Genomic DNA, 17,532 nt, shown 5'->3' with positions numbered 1-17,532 from the left:
CATCCTTCCGATCCACACGGGAGAACTCCATGACCGAGGCATGCTTCACTCCGCTCCGAGAGCGACATGAGTCGCTAGGGGCGTCCTTCACGGATTTCGGCGGCTGGCAGATGCCGGTGCGCTACACCTCTGATCTCGCCGAGCATCATGCCGTGCGACAGGCCGCGGGCCTCTTCGACATCTCGCACATGGCCGAGTTCCTCGTCCATGGCTCCGAAGCCGCCGCGTATCTTGACTACGCGCTCGCGGGGCGCTTATCGACCATGAGTATCGGCAAGGCGAAGTACTCGCTGCTGCTCTCCGACTCCGGCGGCATCATCGATGACGTCATCGTCTATCGGATCAGCGACGACCGTTTCCTGGTCATCTCGAACGCCGGTAACCGGAATGCCGTCTCTGCGGCGCTCAGTGAGCGCGTACGCGCACACGCGTTCCGCCGCACGCCAGAGATGGTCGGCGACAACGGGTCGTTCGCGTTCGTCGGCGGGAAGACCGGTGTCACGGTCGAAGACGTCTCGGACTCCTTCGCGCTCATCGCCATCCAGGGGCCGGCATCCGAGACGATCGCCGCGGTGATCGATGGCATCACTGACCTCACTGTCCCGTGGGCCGAGCAGAAGTACTATGCCTGGACCGACGCGCGCTATAACGGTGAACCGCTTCTCGTCGCTCGTACGGGCTACACCGGTGAAGACGGCTTCGAACTGCTCGTTCGTGCCGAGGACGCCGCTGCGCTCTGGGACGCCGCGCTCGCCGCAGGTGAGCCGCACGGCCTCGTTCCGGCCGGACTCGCAGCGCGCGACACGCTCCGGCTCGAGGCGGGCATGCCGCTGTACGGTCATGAGCTCTCACTCGGGATCAGACCTGCGCAGGCCGGGCTCGGCCGCGTCGTGGCATCCGACAAGGACGACTTCGTCGGCAAGGCGGCGCTTTCGATCCCTGAGTCTGTCGAAGGGTCCAAACCGCGCGTTCTCGTGGGTCTCACCGCCGAGGGCAAGCGTGCCGGCCGCGCTGGCTACGCCGTCGTCACCGACGAGGGCACCGTCATCGGCGAGATCACCAGCGGCGCACTCAGCCCCACTCTCGGACACCCGATCGCGATGGCCTTCGTCGATCCTGCGTTCACCGACGAAGGAGCCACGGTGTTCCTCGATGTCCGCGGCACCAAGATCCCTGCAACCGTTACCGCACTGCCTTTCTACCGGAGGAAGAAATGACCGATCTCAACGCACTCAAGTACACCGAAGAGCACGAGTGGCTCCACATCGAGGGCACGACGGCCACGATCGGAATCACTGACTATGCGGCCGACAAGCTCGGCGACGTCGTCTTCGTCGAGCTGCCGCAGGTCGGTCTCGACCTCACGACGGGAGCGGTCATCGGCGAGATCGAGTCGACCAAGTCGGTCGGCGAACTCTACGCCCCCGTCATCGGCCGAGTGATCGAGGTCAATGACGCGGTCGTCGATGACCCGTCGCTCGTGAACGCCGAGCCTTTCGGAGGCGGTTGGCTGATCAAGGTGGCGATCGCCGAAGGCGGCACGGACGCACTGCTCGACCGCGATGCATATGTCGCGCTGACCGAAGGTTGATCCTGCAGTGACAGCCTTCGCCGATCGTCATATCGGAACCAACGCCCAGACCCAGCGCACGATGCTCGAGGCGCTCGGACTCACGGATGCTGATGCACCGGTCGAGACGCTCATGCGTCAGGCCGTTCCCGCCGCCATCTTCGCCCCTTCGACAGGCTCAGGGAGCTCCGTGCTGCCGCCGGCCGCGACCGAAGCGGAGGCCCTCGCTGAGCTGCGCAGATTCGCATCGCGCAACACGGTGAACCGTTCGATGATCGGCCTCGGGTACTACGGCACGCTCACGCCCAGCGTGATCCAGCGCAATGTGCTGGAGAACCCGTCGTGGTACACGGCGTATACGCCGTACCAGCCGGAGATCTCGCAGGGGCGGCTCGAAGCCCTGATCAACTTCCAGACGATGGTCGCCGACCTCACCGGGCTGTCGACGGCGAACGCCTCGATGCTCGACGAGTCCACGGCGGTCGCCGAAGGGATGCTGCTGGCGCGTCGAGCGTCGAAGTCGAAGTCGCCCGTGTTCGTGGTGGACGCCGATGCGTTCCCGCAGACCAAGGCGCTGCTTGCGACGCGTGCATCGGCGCTTGGCATCGAGCTCATCGAGCGCGACCTGTCCGGTGGCGAAGCGCTGCCCGAGGAACTGTTCGGTGCGTTCGTGCAGTACCCCGCGGCATCCGGACTCGTCTGGGACCCCACACCCGTCATCGACGCCGTGCACGTCGCGGGAGGCCTCGCGGTCGTCGCCGCCGACCTGCTGGCACTCACGCTGATCTCGTCGCCCGGCTCACTCGGCGCCGATGTGGCGGTCGGCACGACCCAGCGCTTCGGCGTGCCGATGGGCTTCGGCGGGCCGCACGCCGGCTACATGGCTGTGCGCAAGGGCTTGGAGCGTCAGCTGCCCGGCCGCCTCGTCGGCGTCTCGGTTGATGCCGAGGGCAAGCCCGCCTACCGCCTCTCACTGCAGACGCGTGAGCAGCACATCCGCCGCGAGAAGGCGACCAGCAACATCTGCACCGCGCAGGTGCTACTGGCCGTGATGGCGGCGATGTACGCGGTCTACCACGGGCCGGACGGGCTGCGGCAGATCGCAGGTGAGGTCGCATCCAAGGCCGCGGTACTCGGCGACTGGCTCGCCGAGCGCGATGTCGAGGTCGTGCATGAGACGTTCTTCGACACACTGACCGTGCGTGTTCAGGATGCTGCAGCGGTCGTGGCGCGCGCGCATGACGAGCACGGCATCCTGCTGCATCTCGTGGATGACGCCACAGTGAGCATCTCGGTCGACGAGACGACGACGTACGCAGAGCTCTCGACAGTTGCATCCCTGTTCGTCGCCTCAGCGCGGGTGATCGACCCGCGTGGTGACGGTACGCGGGCTCGTATCCCCAACAAGCTCCACCGCACGGACGACTACCTCACCCACCCCGTCTTCCACGTGCACCACAGCGAGACCGCCATGATGCGGTACCTCAAGAGCCTCGCCGACCGCGACTACGCACTCGATCGCGGAATGATCCCGCTCGGCTCCTGCACGATGAAGCTCAATGCGGCCACCGAGATGGCTGCGATCACCTGGCCGGAATTCGCCGGCATCCACCCGTTCGCCCCGGCATCCGACGTGGAGGGGTACCTCGAGATGATCGACCAGCTCGAGAGCTGGCTCGCCGAGGTCACCGGATACGACGCCGTCTCCCTGCAGCCGAATGCCGGCTCGCAGGGTGAGCTCGCAGGACTCCTCGCCATCCGCGGCTACCATCAAGCCAACGGCGATGAGGCTCGCACCGTATGCCTGATCCCGTCATCCGCGCACGGCACGAATGCAGCATCCGCGGTTCTTGCCGGAATGAAGGTCGTCGTCGTCGCGTGCGACGACCTCGGAAACGTGGATCTCGACGACCTGCGCGCGAAGATCGCCGCGCATGCCGATGAGATCGCGGCGCTCATGATCACGTATCCGTCGACGCACGGTGTGTACGAGCAGGATGTCGTCGACATCACCGATGCGGTGCACGATGCGGGTGGGCAGGTGTACGTCGACGGCGCGAACCTCAACGCGCTGCTCGGCTACGCGCGCTTCGGCGATCTCGGCGGCGACGTCTCACACCTGAACCTGCACAAGACATTCGCCATCCCGCACGGCGGGGGTGGACCAGGCGTCGGGCCGGTCGCGGCGAAGGCGCATCTTGCTCCCTACCTGCCGTCCCATCCGCTCGAGCAGCGGACGACGCATGCCGGCGGGTACGAGTTCGCCGGTGGTGTCGTCTCGGGCGCTCCGTACGGTTCGGCCGGCATCCTGCCGATCTCGTGGTCGTACGTCCGCATGATGGGCGCAGGCGGATTGCGCGATGCCACGGCTGCCGCCGTCCTGTCGGCGAACTACATCGCGGCTCGCCTCGGCGAGCACTTCCCGGTGCTGTACACGGGTGAGAACGGCCGCGTCGCGCACGAGTGCATCCTCGACCTCCGTCCACTCAAAGACGCCACAGGCATCACTGTCGACGACGTCGCCAAGCGGCTCATCGACTACGGTTTCCACGCGCCGACCATGTCGTTCCCCGTGCCGGGGACTCTCATGGTCGAGCCGACGGAGTCGGAGGATCTCGGCGAGATCGACAGGTTCATCGAGGCGATGATCCTGATCAAGCAGGAGGCGGATGCTGTCGCCGCAGGCCGCTGGCCCGCGGAGGACAATCCGCTCGTGAATGCACCGCACACCGCGTCGTCCCTGATCTCGGGGGAATGGAACCACGCGTATACCCGTGAGGATGCCGCATACCCGGTGCGTACGCTCGTCGCGTCGAAGTACTGGCCTCCTGTGCGCCGGATCGATCAGGCATACGGCGATCGCAACCTGGTTTGCGCCTGCCCTCCGATCGAGGCATTCGCATGAACAGTCCATCCCGCGAAAGCGCAAGAAATGCGGTTTCGCGGGATGGGAGACCGAGTTTCCTTGGCGATCGTTCAGTAACGGTTCATTAACGGCGCTACCTGTGCGCGAGAAGGTCACGTAGCCTCAGATGTAATGGTGCGCTCACTGTTGTCGCGCCTTTGCATCTGTCCACAGGAGGACACTCACATGAAGCGAAACAAGATCACCCTCGCCGGGGTGGGCCTGCTTGCCGCCGGAACCATGGTTCTGGCTGGTTGCGCGAGCGGGAACGACGATTCCGGCAACGGCGACAGCACTGGCGGAGGCGATGCTTCGGCCATCATCTCGGTGAACGGCTCTGAGCCGCAGAACCCGCTGATCCCGACCAACACCAACGAGGTCGGCGGCGGCAAGATCCTCGACGCGATGTTCGCAGGGCTGATCGGCTACGCGGCCGACGGTTCGGTGTTCAACGACGTCGCTGAGGACATCACGGTCGAAGACCCGCAGCACCTCACCGTCAAGCTCCGTGAGGGGCTGAAGTTCACCGATGGTGAAGAGGTCACTGCTGACAACTTCATCAACGCGTGGAACTACGGTGCTCTCGCATCGAACGAGCAGCTCTCCAGCTACTTCTTCGAAGACATCGAGGGCTTCAGCTACGACGAGGACTCTGAGCTGACCGGTCTCGAGCAGGTCGACGACTACACCTTCACGATCGCGCTGAACAAGCCGGCATCTGACTTCGCTCAGCGTCTCGGCTACTCCGCGTACTTCCCGCTGCCCGATGTCGCTTTCGACGACATCGACACCTTCGGCGAGAACCCGATCGGCAACGGCCCGTACATGCTCGAGGGCGAGGGCGCGTGGCAGCACGACGTCGGAATCAACCTCGTCTCCAACCCTGACTACGACGGTCCGCGCACGCCGGCCAACGGCGGACTGGACATCAAGTTCTACGCTTCGCAGGACGCTGCGTATGCAGACCTGCAGGCTGGCGAACTCGACGTCCTCGACGCGATCCCGGACTCGGCCTTCGAGACCTTCGAGTCAGACCTGGGCGACCGCGCCGTGAACCAGCCGGCCGCGATCTTCCAGTCCTTCACGATCCCCGAGCGCCTCGAGCACTTCGGTGGCGACGAGGGCAAGCTGCGCCGTCAGGCGCTGTCGATGGCGATCAACCGCGAGGAGATCACCGACGTGATCTTCCAGGGCACCCGCACCCCGGCCAGCGACTTCACCTCGCCGGTCATCGACGGCTGGTCCGACACGCTCGAAGGCGCCGAGGTTCTGGCGTACGACCCCGAGACGGCCAAGGCACTGTGGGCAGAGGCTGACGCGATCAGCCCCTGGAGTGGCTCCTTCCAGATCGCCTACAACGCCGACGGAGGCCACCAAGCCTGGGTCGACGCCACTGTGAACTCCATCAAGAACACGCTCGGCATCGACGCATCGGGTGCACCGTACCCGACCTTCGCTGAACTGCGCGGTGAGGTCACCGATCGTGCGATCCTGACCGCATTCCGCACCGGATGGCAGGCGGACTACCCGGGTCTGTACAACTTCCTGGGCCCGCTCTACGCAACCAACGCCGGCTCGAACGACGGAGACTACTCCAGCCCCGAGTTCGATGACCTGCTTTCGCAGGGCATCTCGGCGACGGATCCTGAGGAGGCGAACTCCCTGTTCCAGCAGGCTCAGGAGGTTCTGCTCCGTGACCTCCCGGCTACGCCGCTGTGGTACTCGAACGTCGTCGGTGGCTACGGTGAGACCGTCGAGAACGTGGAGTTCGGCTGGAACTCGGTGCCTCTGTACGAACAGATCACCAAGGTAGGCTGACACCCGAACGACAGATGACGAGGCGGTGGTGAAGACCACCGCCTCGTCACCTGTCCGGCCCGTATCTGAACGGAGGTCGAGGGTGGCTCTTTACATCCTCAAACGGATCCTGCAGGCGATCCCGGTGTTCTTCGGCGCCACCCTGCTGATCTATTTCATGGTCTTTGCAATGCCCGGCGACCCGATCGCGGCGTTGTTCGGTGACCGACAGCCCAACCCGGCGCTTCTCGAGAGACTGCGCGCGCAGTACCACCTCGATCAGCCCTTCATCGTGCAGTACTTCTACTACATCGCCGGAATCTTCCGACTCGATTTCGGCATCAGCTTCTCGGGCCAACCGGTTAGCGACATCTTGGCCAGGACGTTCCCCGTCACGCTGCGTCTCGCGGTGATGGCCATCGTCATCGCGTTCGGGCTCGCGATCGTCATCGGACTGTTCTCCGCCCTCGGCAAGGGCGGGATCTTCGACAACTCGATGCTCGTGCTCGCGCTCATCTTCGTCGCGGTGCCGATCTTCGTGCTCGCGTTCCTCGCGCAATACTTCCTCGCAGTGCAGCTGGGGTGGTTCAGACCGACGGTCGGTGCGCGCAACGACTGGGGTGATCTCTGGCTTCCCGCCATAGTCCTCGGGCTCAGCGTCTACGCGACGAGCATGCGCCTGACCCGTAGCTCCACGATCGAGACGCTGAACCAGGACTGGGTGCGCACCGCATACAGCAAGGGGCTGTCGCGTGGACGTGTGATCCCCGTGCACGTTCTTCGCAACTCGCTGATCCCGATGGTCACCGACCTCGGAACGGTGTTCGGCATCCTCATGGTCGGCGCCACCGTCACCGAGGGCATCTTCAACGTCCCTGGCGTCGGAAACACGCTGTACCAGGCGATTATTCGAGGCGAGAACCCGACAGTCGTCTCGTTCGTCACGGTGTTCGTCGTTGTCTATGTGTTCATCAACATCGTCGTGGACCTGATCTACGGCCTGCTCGACCCGAGGATTCGCTATGTCTCGTCCTGACGCGAACGTGGAGCACTACGTCGCTCCCGTCGACACGACGTCGATTGCGGTCGACGCCGTCCGCATCGATGCCAAGCGCAGTAACCTGTGGCTCGACGCCTGGCGCGATCTGCGCCGCCGCCCGCTGTTCTGGATCTCCGCAGCGTTCGTCCTGCTCGTGGTGATCGTCTCGCTGTGGCCGGGACTGTTCACGAACGTCGCTCCCAACAACGGCTGCGAACTTGCGAAGAGCAACGGCGGGCCGGAGGCCGGGCACCCCCTTGGCTTCACCCGCCAGGGGTGTGACGTGTACTCGCGGATCATCTGGGGAACGCGCACTTCAGTGGTGGTGGGCCTGCTCGCCACGCTGATCAGCACGGTCCTCGGCGTGATCATGGGCGCGTTCGCCGGATTCTACGGCGGCTGGCTCGACTCGCTGCTCTCGCGCATCGGCGACATCTTCTTCACGATCCCGTACATCATCGCGGCGATCGTGGTGATGTCTGTGATGCCGGTGCGGAACGAGATCGTGCTCGCATTCGCGATCGGTGGGTTCGCGTGGGCGTCGACGGCGAGAATTATGCGCGCTGAGGTGCTCCGCGTGAAACAGGCCGATTTCGTGATGGGCGCAGAAGCTGTGGGTCTCTCACGATTCCGCACGCTGCTGAGCCACGTGCTGCCCAACGCCATGGCACCGGTCATCGTGGTCGCAACCCTCAGCCTCGCCGCGGCAATCGTCGCAGAGTCCGTGCTCTCGTTCCTCGGTGTCGGTCTCGGCGGCAGCACGATGTCGTGGGGCAACGACATCAGCCAGGCTCAGACCAGCATCAGAACAGCACCTATGGCGCTGTTCTGGCCGTCGCTCGCGCTGACGGTGACTGTGCTGGCATTCATCAGTCTCGGCGAGCTGCTGCGCGACGCCGTCGATCCGAAGGCGAGGGCACAGCGATGAATGCACCGCTTCTCAGCATCCGTGACCTGAAGGTCGCGTTCCGCAGCGGCAAGAAGTCGCGCGAGGTCCTGCACGGCGTGAGTTTCGACATCCTCGAGGGTGAGACGCTCGCGATCGTCGGTGAGTCGGGTTCCGGCAAGTCGACCACGGCCGCCGCGATCATCGACCTGCTGCCTGGCACCGGTGAAGTGACCGCGGGGAGCATCGAGCTCAACGGCAAGGATCTCACCAAGGCGAGCCGACATGCGATGGAGCGGATCCGCGGGCGTGAGATCGGCTACGTCCCGCAGGACCCGATGTCGAACCTCAACCCCGTGTGGTCGATCGGCTTCCAGGTCAAGGAAGCTGTGCGAGCGAACGGGCTCGCCCGGGGACGGCGCGAGGTGCACGACCGTGCGGTCGAGGTTCTCGTTCAGGCCGGCCTCAGCGATGCAGCCCGGCGCATGCACCAGTTCCCGCATCAGTTCTCCGGAGGTATGCGGCAGCGTGCATTGATCGGAATCGGCCTCGCAGCCGACCCGAAACTGCTCATCGCCGATGAGCCCACCAGCGCGCTCGATGTCACGGTGCAGCGAGTGATCCTCGATCACCTCGCAACTCTCACCAGCGAACGCGGCACCTCCGTGCTGCTGATCACGCACGATCTCGGACTCGCCGCCGAGCGCGCCGACCGCATCCTCGTGATGAACCAGGGCGAGATCGTCGAAGCCGGTGCGAGCGCTGAGATCCTCTCGAATCCGCGTCACCCGTACACCCAGCGACTGGTCGCGGCTGCCCCCAGCCTGGCATCCAAGCGCATCGGGCTCACGGGGCGGTCCATGCAGGTGAACGAGGACGCTCCGGCTGTGGTCGAGGTGCGTGACCTCGTCAAGGAATTCTCGATCCGCACCGGTGGCCTGCGTCACGAGAACTTCCGTGCAGTCGACAACGTCTCCTTCTCGATTCCGCGCGGCAAGACGCTGGCGCTCGTGGGGGAGTCCGGCTCGGGCAAGTCCACGGTCGCGAAGATGCTCCTGCAGCTGGAGAAGCCGACCGACGGTGAGATCCTCATAGACGGGCTGGCGACGAGCACGATGTCGCGGTCGGATGTGTTCCGGTTGCGTCGTCGTATGCAGCCGGTGTTCCAGGACCCGTACGGCTCGCTCGACCCGCTGCGCAGCATCGGCAGTCTCATCTCCGAGCCGCTCCATGTGCACGGCATCGGCACGCGCGACGAGCAGCACCAGCGCTCGCTCGACCTGCTCGAGCAGGTGGCTCTGCCTCAGGAACTCGCTTGGCGCTACCCGAACGAGCTCTCGGGCGGCCAGCGCCAGCGCGTTGCGATCGCGCGTGCGCTCGCGCTGAAGCCGGACATCGTGGTTCTCGATGAGGCCGTTTCTGCGCTGGATGTTCTCGTGCAGGATCAGATCCTGCACCTGCTCTCCGACCTGCAGCGCGACCTCGGCCTGACGTACCTGTTCATCACCCACGACCTCGCGGTCGTTCGTGTCGCAGCAGACCTCGTGTGCGTCATGGAGCAGGGACGCATCGTCGAGCAGGGTACGGTCGACGATATCTTCAGCAATCCTCAGCAGGAGTACACCCGCCGACTGCTGGATGCCATCCCCGGAGCAACTTTGCCTCTGGGTGGCGTCAGCGGATGAGGGAAGCTCGACCGGCCCGGGTCTTTCGAGTCACCGGGTCGGTCGTCCTGTTCGTGCTCTGTGCGCTGGTCGCGGCAGCACTGCTGATCGACGCAGCCGTCCGATCGGGGGGCGCCCAAGCGCTGCTTCTCGCACCATGGATGCTGCTGGTCCTCTGGGCGGTCTACGTGGTGGGGATCGCGTCTGACGTGCGCGCCGACCGCAGCGGCGTCCACGTGCAGAACCTTCTTCATCGCACCTGGATTCCATGGAGCAGGGTGAAGCGCATCGCCATGCGCTGGCAGCTCGAGCTGACGCTGGATGATGGCGTCGTCGTGCGCTGCTTCGGCAGCCCTGCCCGCTCACGTCCGCGAAGGATCGGCCCCGAGCGGACGCGCGAGGACGGGAACGAAACGGCCGAAGACGGCATCGCGCGGATGCAACGCCTTCGTCTGGATGCGGAAATCCAACCGGATGCTGTCGTCGTCCGTACCTGGGACTGGGCATCCATCATCGCTCTTGCGGTGCTCGTGGTCTGGGCGGCTGTCGCCGTGTTCGCGACCCGCTGACCCGTTCCCCCCTCGAACCTGCAAAACCACGCCGAGACGCGCGCGATCCGCCGCGGTCTCGGCGTGGTTCTGCAGGTTTGCGCGTCAGTCTCGGCCCAACGGGCTGAAGTTCGCCAGACGCATCGTGTCGCGAGGGCGTACGGGTTGCAACCCCGCCGAGCGAAGCGCTGCATCAACGGGATCGATCTCGTGCAGCTCGCGCCATCCCCAGCGCACGAGACCCGCTGTGTTGCGCCGCAGTCTGTTCTCACGGCTCTTCTCTTTGATGATCGCCGCCGTCGGATCGCCTGAATCGGCCGAGTATTTCGTATCACCGTCGGCCTCGCCGATGACGTCTGCGTCTTTCCAATAGAAGTCGCATCGGTCGAGCTGTCCTTCAAAATAGAACTCCTGTTGGAGAGTGGGTGCTTCGTAGCCCAGCCATTCCATCACTGCCACGCTTGCCGACTCCAGCACGCTCTCCGGGATCCCAGTCGCGTGCTCCAGCGCCCAACAAGCCTGGCGCCGTCCGCGCCCGGAGGCGAGTGCCTCGTTGAGGGCGCCGAGTGATTCGGGGATGATCGTGGAATCGACGCGCAACAGTGCATCGGCATACGCCAGCGCCTCGGCGGGTGGACGGGTACGGGCAATGTCAACGGCCGTCGCGGAGGGCGATGTGAGACGGATGCCATCGATGCTGATGATTTCGCGCGCTTCGACGAATACGTGCGTGCGGACACCACGGTACTCCCGTGACGAACCTTCGCCAGCGAGCACATGCACGGGGCGGCTGGGGTAAGCGATCAATACACCCAGCAGCGCCGCCGCCGATTCGTGGCAGATCACTCGACGAGGGTCGACCGCGATCACCGAGTGAACCCGGACGAGATACTTCTCCCACGGAGGAAGCGCTCTCCACGGTTCAGTCTCGACATACACGCCGCGAGCGAGACGCGTCAGCGTGCCTGCGCGCCATCCGCGTTCCGTATGGCTGACGCCTTGGTCGCGAGAGAGGACGAGAGGCAGGGGGCTTGGCAGGATCTGCATCTGGCCAAGTTCTCACATAGGCCAGCCGCTTCTGTGCTGTCCACAGGTGCACAGGGTGTTCCTCACCTGTGCAGGACGAGTGGTGCCCGCACTGAACCTGTAAAACCACGCCGAGACGCGCGCGATCCGCCGCGGTCTCGGCGTGGTTTTGCAGGCTTGCGCGCTAGGGGAGAAGCGGCGCGACGAGCGGGTAGCCGACGAACGCCGCGGCGTCGATCAGGAAGTGCGCGACCAGGAACGGCAGCAGGCGCCCCGTCCGGGCGAACAGCCAGCCGAACAGCAGGCCCATCGCGAGGTTTCCGATGAAGGCGCCTGGCCCCTGATACAGGTGATAGCTCGCTCGCAGCACGCTGGTCGCGATGATGATCGGCCAGATGCTCCAGCCGAGCTGACGCAGCCGTAAGAACAGGTAGCCGAGAACGACGAACTCCTCCATGATCGAGGCGCGTGCGGCCGACAGGATCAGGATCGGAACGGTCCACCAGTGCTGGTCGAGCCCACCCGGATCGACGAGGACGAAGAGCCCCAGCATCCGGCCGGCGACATAGAGGGCGATGCCAGGGATGCCGATGGCGAGAACGAGCAGCGCACCGCGCCCGATGTCGTGCCCGACGCGCGTGCCGTCGAGTCCGAGACTCCCCAGGTGCGGTCGGGTGTTCTGCCACACCAGGAAGCAGACCAGCAGCACCGGCACGATCGAGAACCCGATCCCCAGCACCTGATAGATGAGGTCGAAGACCTCACGGTCGCTGCGGGAGGGGTTCAGCGTCGTCGTCTGATCGGCCAGAGGCGTCGCATCCGTCAGTCGATATGTAAGCTGCACGATCGCGTAGATCGCCGATTCGCCGAGCCCGAGCGCGAGCACGATGGCGATCTCCCACCAGGTGCGCACGCGCGAGGCTTCAGGGGTCACAACCCGATGTTACGGGAGCGGTCGGCGAGCGTTCAGCGAGCATGCGATATCCTGGACCGTCGGCATCCCGGCGCATCCCAAAACCCCTTTTAGGAAACTTGCATGGCGCACGCCCTTCGCTCTGACCTCCGCAATGTCGCTATCGTCGCGCACGTCGACCACGGCAAGACCACTCTCGTCGACGCGATGCTCCGTCAGACGGGCTCCTTCGGCGAGCACGCTCACGTCGATGAGCGCGCCATGGATTCGAACGACCTCGAGCGCGAAAAGGGCATCACGATCCTCGCGAAGAACACGGCGATCACCTACAAGGGTGAGCACGCCGGTGGCGAGGAGATCACGATCAACGTGATCGACACCCCCGGCCACGCCGACTTCGGCGGTGAGGTCGAGCGCGGCCTGTCCATGGTCGATGGTGTTGTTCTTCTCGTCGACTCCTCCGAGGGTCCGCTGCCGCAGACCCGCTTCGTGCTGCGCAAGGCACTCGAGGCCAAGCTGCCGGTCATCCTCCTCGTGAACAAGACCGACCGCGCCGACGCACGTATCGTCGAGGTCGAGGCCGAAGCGCAGGACCTGCTTCTGGGCCTGGCATCCGACCTCATGGAGGACGTGCCCGACCTCGACGTCGACGCACTGCTCGACGTCCCTGTCGTCTACGCGTCCGGCCGTGCAGGCGCTGCCAGCCTCAACCGTCCCGAGAACGGCACCCTGCCCGACAACGACGACCTCGAGCCGCTCTTCGGTGCGATCCTCGAGCACATCCCGGCTCCGTCCTACGACGACGAGGCGCCTCTGCAGGCCTGGGTCACCAACCTCGACTCCAGCCCGTTCCTCGGCCGCCTGGCGCTCCTGCGCGTCTTCAACGGCACGCTCCAGAAGGGCCAGACCGTGGCCTGGGTGCGTGCTGACGGCACTCACCAGAACGCGCGCATCACCGAGCTGCTCAAGACGCGTGCGCTCGAGCGTTACCCGGCAGAGTCCGCAGCCCCCGGCGACATCGTCGCTATCGCGGGCTTCGAAGACATCACCATCGGCGAGACGATCGCCGACCCCGAAGATGTCCGTCCGCTCCCGCAGATCGAGATCGATGATCCGGCGATCTCGATGACGATCGGTACCAACACCTCGCCGCTCATGGGCAAGGTCAAGGGGCACAAGCTCACCGCACGCATGGTCAAGGACCGCCTCGACCGCGAGCTCATCGGTAACGTCTCGCTGAAGGTCGTCGACATCGGACGCCCGGACGCCTGGGAAGTCCAGGGCCGTGGCGAGCTCGCGCTCTCGATTCTCGTCGAGAACATGCGCCGCGAAGGCTTCGAGCTCACCGTCGGCAAGCCGCAGGTGGTCACGAAGCAGGTCGACGGCAAGGTTCACGAGCCGTACGAGCACCTGACCATTGACACACCGGAAGAGCACCTCGGCGCGATCACGCAGCTCCTCGCGAACCGCAAGGGCCGCATGGACAACATGATCAACAACGGCACCGGCTGGGTGCGCATGGAGTTCATCGTTCCGGCGCGCGGTCTGATCGGCTTCCGCAGCGAGTTCATGACGACGACTCGCGGTACCGGTATCGCCAACGCGATCTCGCACGGCTACGACGCATGGGCAGGTCAGATCACGACGCGCCAGAACGGCTCGATCGTGGCTGACCGCATGGGTGTCGTCACCCCGTTCGCGATGATCGCTCTGCAGGAGCGCATGTCGTTCTTCGTGCAGCCGACGCAGGAAGTCTACGAAGGCATGGTCATCGGCGAGAACTCTCGTGCCGACGACATGGACGTCAACATCACGAAGGAGAAGAAGCTCACGAACATGCGTGCCGCGAGCTCGGACTCCTTCGAGTCGATGACGCCGCCGCGCCAGCTGACGCTGGAGGAGAGCCTTGAGTTCGCTCGCGACGACGAATGCGTCGAGGTGACCCCCGAGGCGATTCGCATTCGCAAGGTCATTCTCGACCAGACCGTTCGCGGTCGCGAGACTTCGCGCATGAAGCGTCAGGACGCCAACGCGTAACCTGCACTCGTCGAGGCCCCCACTTGTCGTCGACGCCCCCAGCAGCAGACGTTGCTAGGAGGGGGCGTGGATGCTAGGTGGGGGCCTCGACGCGTTACAGGAGATGCGCCGGGAGCGGGCAGAATGATCACCATGCGATTATCGAAGCGGCCTGCCGAAGCGGTACTAGGCCGTCGCGAGGTGTGGCGCGAAGGGCTGGGCGTCGCGATAGCGACGAGCGCCTATGGGGTCTCGTTCGGGGCTCTGGCGGTAGCATCCGGTCTCGATGTCTGGCAGACGTGCGTACTGAGCCTGCTGATGTTCACCGGGGGATCGCAGTTCGCCTTCATCGGCGTCTTCGGCGCAGGGGGCATCTCGGCGCTCCCGTCTGCGATCGCTTCGGCCGCACTGCTCGGAGTGCGCAACGTGGCCTACGGCATGCGGATGTCGCCGACCATCGGCCCCGGCTTCTTCCGGCGGATGGCGGCAGCGCAGGTCACGATCGATGAATCCACCGCTGTTGCGATCTCGCAGAACACCCCGCCGCTGCGACGGCTGGGCTTCTGGATCACCGGCGTCGGCGTCTTCATCGGCTGGAACATCACCACTCTCGTGGGCGCGCTGCTCGGCGATGTGCTCGGCGACCCGAAATCGTGGGGCCTGGATGCTGCGGCCGCCGCAGCGTTCCTCGCTCTGCTGTGGCCACGGCTCAAACAGCGCCAGGCGATCGCGGTCGGCGTCGCGGCGGCAGTGATCGCCGCTGCGCTCACACCTTTCCTGATGCCTGGGCTGCCGGTGCTGGTGGCCGCAGTCGTTGCCATCGTCGTCGGCTGGTTCAACTGGCTGGGCCGCGATGAGAAGCCGTCGGTCAGCGCGGAGGCGAGCGCATGAGTGTGTGGAGCGCGGTGCTGCTCGCCGCCTGCGTCTGTGCGGCGCTGAAGGCCTTCGGCTACCTGATCCCGGCGCATCTGCTGGAGGCGCCGCGCCCCGCGCGCATCTCTGACCTGCTGACGGTCGCGCTGCTGGCGGCTCTCGTCGCCGTGCAGACTCTCGGTGCAGGCCAGCACATCGTGGTGGATGCTCGGGTTCCCGCTGTGCTCGTCGCCGCGGGCCTGCTGTACCTGCGGCAGTCGTTTCTCGTCGTGGTCATCGCTGCGGCGGCCGTCGCGGCGGGGCTGCGGTTGATCGGCTGGGCAGTCTGAGCCACGGCGCACACGCGCGGGACGCGTAAGATCGGTGCGTGCCCAACTGGTTGTCTCGTACCCTCTCCTGGATCGCCGCCGCGCTCGTCGGCGCTGTCTACGGGACGGCAGGGACCATCGCGCACAGCCTGATGTGGGGCGTTGTGCCCGTCGGCCTCATCGTCGGCGGGATCGCGTGTGCGGCGCTCCTCGTCGCGGTGCGCACCCTCACGCATGATCGCGGAGCAGCAGTGGCGACAGCGATCGGAATGATCGGAATGCTGCTGATCATCTCGGGCCCGGGTCCTGGTGGGTCGGTCATCGTCCCGAACACTCCCGTCGGACTGATCTGGATCTTCCTCATCTGCGGCATCGCGCTGCTCGTGATCGCCTGGCCGAGCCTTGATCGGCTTCCTTCCCGAGTGCAGACCCCGGCAGCGGCGCCGACACTGACGCCCGCCGAGCGAAACGAGTCGTAGACTGAAGGGGTGACGTATGTGATCGCCCTTCCGTGCGTCGATGTCAAGGATCGCGCCTGCATCGACGAGTGCCCCGTTGACTGCATCTACGAGGGAGAGCGCTCGCTCTACATTCACCCCGACGAATGCGTCGACTGCGGTGCCTGCGAGCCGGTCTGCCCCGTCGAGGCGATCTATTACGAAGATGACCTGCCCGAAGAGTGGGCCGACTACTACAAGGCGAACGTCGAGTTCTTCGACGAGATCGGCTCCCCAGGCGGCGCCGCCAAGATCGGTGTCATCAAGTACGATCACCCGATCGTCGCAGCGCTTCCTCCCCAGGGCGAGTAGTCCGTGGGGGTCAAGGATCTCGCCGACTATCCCTGGGATGCGGTGGTCCCATTCCGGGAGCGTGCGGTGCAGCATCCCCAGGGCCTCGTCGACCTGTCCATCGGCTCGCCGATCGACCCGACCCCGGATGTGATCCGCGCAGCTCTCGCCGAAGCCACTGACGCGCACTCCTATCCGCAGAACATCGGCACTCCCGCTCTGCGAGAGGCGATCGCCGATTGGTACGCGCGGCGCAGGGGAGTGCCCGGTCTCACACCTGAGAACGTGTTGCCGACCGTGGGCTCGAAAGAGCTCGTCGCACTCCTGCCGACGCTCCTCGGGCTCGGCGCCGGCGACATCGTCGTCTTCCCCCGGGTGGCATATCCGACCTACGAGGTCGGTGCGCGCATCGTCGGTGCGACACCGGTCGCAGAGGACGATCCCGCTTTGTGGCCAGAGGGCACCAGACTCATCTGGATCAACACCCCGGGAAACCCGGATGGGCGCACGTGGACCGTCGATGAGCTCGCAGCCGCCGTCAGCCGCGCGCGCGAACTCGGAGCGGTGCTTGCCAGCGATGAGTGCTACGCCGAGCTCGGCTGGGACGGCCAGTGGGCGACTGAGCCGGTGCCATCTGTCCTTGACCCTCGGGTTACCGGTGGTTCGCGCCGCAACCTGCTGAGCGTCTACTCGCTGAGCAAGCAGTCGAATCTCGCCGGCTACCGTGCGGCTTTCGTCGCGGGGTGTGCGCGGGTGATCGCCGAGATCCTCACGCCGCGCAAGCACCTCGGCCTCATGACGCCGCTTCCCGTGCAGCACGCGATGATCGCGGCTCTGAGCGATGACGAGCATGTCGCCGTGCAGAAAGAGCTGTATCGCGAACGCCGTGACCTGTTGCGTCCTGCTCTCGAGGACGCGGGTTTCCGAATCGATGGCTCCGAGGCAGGCCTGTATCTCTGGGTCACCGAAGGACGAGACGCCTGGGAATCGATGGGCAGGCTCGCCGACCTCGGCATCCTCGCGGGGCCTGGGCCTTTCTACGGGGCGGATGCTTCGCAGCATGTGCGCTTGTCTCTCACTGCTCCGCTGGAGCGCATCGCCGAAGGCGCACGGCGCCTGCGGGGCGAAGCTCTGTAGGTTCCCACCGTGGATTGTAGGCATCCCTTGGTCGATGTCACAGTAGGCCGATCTGGCGACTA

Annotated in this window: 16 protein-coding genes; 14 read left to right on the top strand and 2 right to left on the bottom strand. The window is 65.3% G+C overall.

Going from position 1 to position 17,532, the window contains the following annotated elements; translation table 11 throughout:
* Positions 1–29: 29 nt before the first annotated feature.
* The 8 genes from ACTU6U_RS00360 (at position 30) to ACTU6U_RS00325 (ending at position 10,430) form a co-directional block, all read left to right on the top strand.
* Positions 30–1,217, top strand: a complete 1,188-nt coding sequence (locus tag ACTU6U_RS00360; RefSeq protein WP_443467182.1) for a glycine cleavage system aminomethyltransferase GcvT — start codon at positions 30–32, stop codon at positions 1,215–1,217.
* The gene (gene gcvH / locus ACTU6U_RS00355) at positions 1,214–1,591 is read left to right on the top strand and encodes a glycine cleavage system protein GcvH (protein WP_443467181.1); all 378 of its coding nucleotides are present in this window, start codon (positions 1,214–1,216) and stop codon (positions 1,589–1,591) included. Before ACTU6U_RS00360 ends, gcvH begins: the two co-directional genes overlap by 4 nt.
* A gap of 61 nt (positions 1,592–1,652) precedes the next feature.
* Positions 1,653–4,475 carry an aminomethyl-transferring glycine dehydrogenase gene (gcvP, locus tag ACTU6U_RS00350; RefSeq protein WP_443467884.1) on the top strand — a complete coding sequence of 941 codons (2,823 nt, stop codon included), beginning with the start codon at positions 1,653–1,655 and terminating at the stop codon, positions 4,473–4,475.
* Between the two features lie 186 nt (positions 4,476–4,661).
* Entirely contained in the window at positions 4,662–6,293 is a 1,632-nt protein-coding gene (locus tag ACTU6U_RS00345; protein WP_443467180.1) for a peptide ABC transporter substrate-binding protein, read from the top strand.
* Positions 6,294–6,375: 82 nt separating this feature from the next.
* Complete coding sequence (locus ACTU6U_RS00340; RefSeq protein ID WP_443467179.1) at positions 6,376–7,308, top strand: ABC transporter permease; 933 nt, start codon at positions 6,376–6,378, stop codon at positions 7,306–7,308.
* A complete protein-coding gene (locus tag ACTU6U_RS00335; protein WP_443467178.1) occupies positions 7,295–8,239 on the top strand; it encodes an ABC transporter permease in 945 nt (314 codons plus the stop codon). Before ACTU6U_RS00340 ends, ACTU6U_RS00335 begins: the two co-directional genes overlap by 14 nt.
* Positions 8,236–9,882: a dipeptide ABC transporter ATP-binding protein gene (locus ACTU6U_RS00330; RefSeq protein WP_443467177.1), complete on the top strand. Its 1,647-nt coding sequence runs from the start codon at positions 8,236–8,238 to the stop codon at positions 9,880–9,882. Before ACTU6U_RS00335 ends, ACTU6U_RS00330 begins: the two co-directional genes overlap by 4 nt.
* Positions 9,879–10,430: a PH domain-containing protein gene (locus ACTU6U_RS00325; RefSeq protein ID WP_443467176.1), complete on the top strand. Its 552-nt coding sequence runs from the start codon at positions 9,879–9,881 to the stop codon at positions 10,428–10,430. Before ACTU6U_RS00330 ends, ACTU6U_RS00325 begins: the two co-directional genes overlap by 4 nt.
* Before the next feature lie 84 nt (positions 10,431–10,514).
* On the opposite strand, the gene ACTU6U_RS00320 is transcribed toward ACTU6U_RS00325, so the two are convergent.
* Both ACTU6U_RS00320 and ACTU6U_RS00315 read right to left on the bottom strand, forming a co-directional pair.
* Positions 10,515–11,456, bottom strand: a complete 942-nt coding sequence (locus tag ACTU6U_RS00320; protein WP_443467175.1) for a type IV toxin-antitoxin system AbiEi family antitoxin — start codon at positions 11,454–11,456, stop codon at positions 10,515–10,517.
* 163 nt (positions 11,457–11,619) lie between these two features.
* On the bottom strand, positions 11,620–12,369 hold the full coding sequence (locus ACTU6U_RS00315; RefSeq protein ID WP_443467174.1) for a CPBP family intramembrane glutamic endopeptidase: 750 nt from the start codon (positions 12,367–12,369) through the stop codon (positions 11,620–11,622).
* A gap of 102 nt (positions 12,370–12,471) precedes the next feature.
* Here ACTU6U_RS00315 and typA point away from each other — a divergent pair, with 102 nt between their 5' ends.
* The 6 genes from typA (at position 12,472) to dapC (ending at position 17,470) form a co-directional block, all read left to right on the top strand.
* Positions 12,472–14,385, top strand: coding sequence for a translational GTPase TypA (typA, locus tag ACTU6U_RS00310; protein WP_443467173.1), 1,914 nt, complete (start codon positions 12,472–12,474; stop codon positions 14,383–14,385).
* A gap of 132 nt (positions 14,386–14,517) precedes the next feature.
* Positions 14,518–15,255 (top strand): AzlC family ABC transporter permease, encoded by a 738-nt coding sequence (locus tag ACTU6U_RS00305; protein WP_443467172.1) that lies wholly within the window; start codon positions 14,518–14,520, stop codon positions 15,253–15,255.
* Positions 15,252–15,566, top strand: a complete 315-nt coding sequence (locus ACTU6U_RS00300) for an AzlD domain-containing protein (RefSeq protein ID WP_443467171.1) — start codon at positions 15,252–15,254, stop codon at positions 15,564–15,566. The genes ACTU6U_RS00305 and ACTU6U_RS00300 overlap by 4 nt, the downstream gene beginning before the upstream one ends.
* 38 nt (positions 15,567–15,604) lie before the next feature.
* Positions 15,605–16,024 (top strand): MFS transporter, encoded by a 420-nt coding sequence (locus ACTU6U_RS00295; protein WP_443467170.1) that lies wholly within the window; start codon positions 15,605–15,607, stop codon positions 16,022–16,024.
* Positions 16,025–16,033: 9 nt separating this feature from the next.
* Positions 16,034–16,354 carry a ferredoxin gene (fdxA, locus tag ACTU6U_RS00290; protein ID WP_443467169.1) on the top strand — a complete coding sequence of 107 codons (321 nt, stop codon included), beginning with the start codon at positions 16,034–16,036 and terminating at the stop codon, positions 16,352–16,354.
* Between the two features lie 3 nt (positions 16,355–16,357).
* Entirely contained in the window at positions 16,358–17,470 is a 1,113-nt protein-coding gene (gene dapC / locus ACTU6U_RS00285; RefSeq protein WP_443467168.1) for a succinyldiaminopimelate transaminase, read from the top strand.
* Positions 17,471–17,532: the final 62 nt, after the last annotated feature.

This window comes from Microbacterium zouquanmingi, assembly GCF_052266695.1.
Lineage (GTDB): Bacteria > Actinomycetota > Actinomycetes > Actinomycetales > Microbacteriaceae > Microbacterium.
This window is presented reverse-complemented; position numbering and strand designations above follow the sequence as displayed.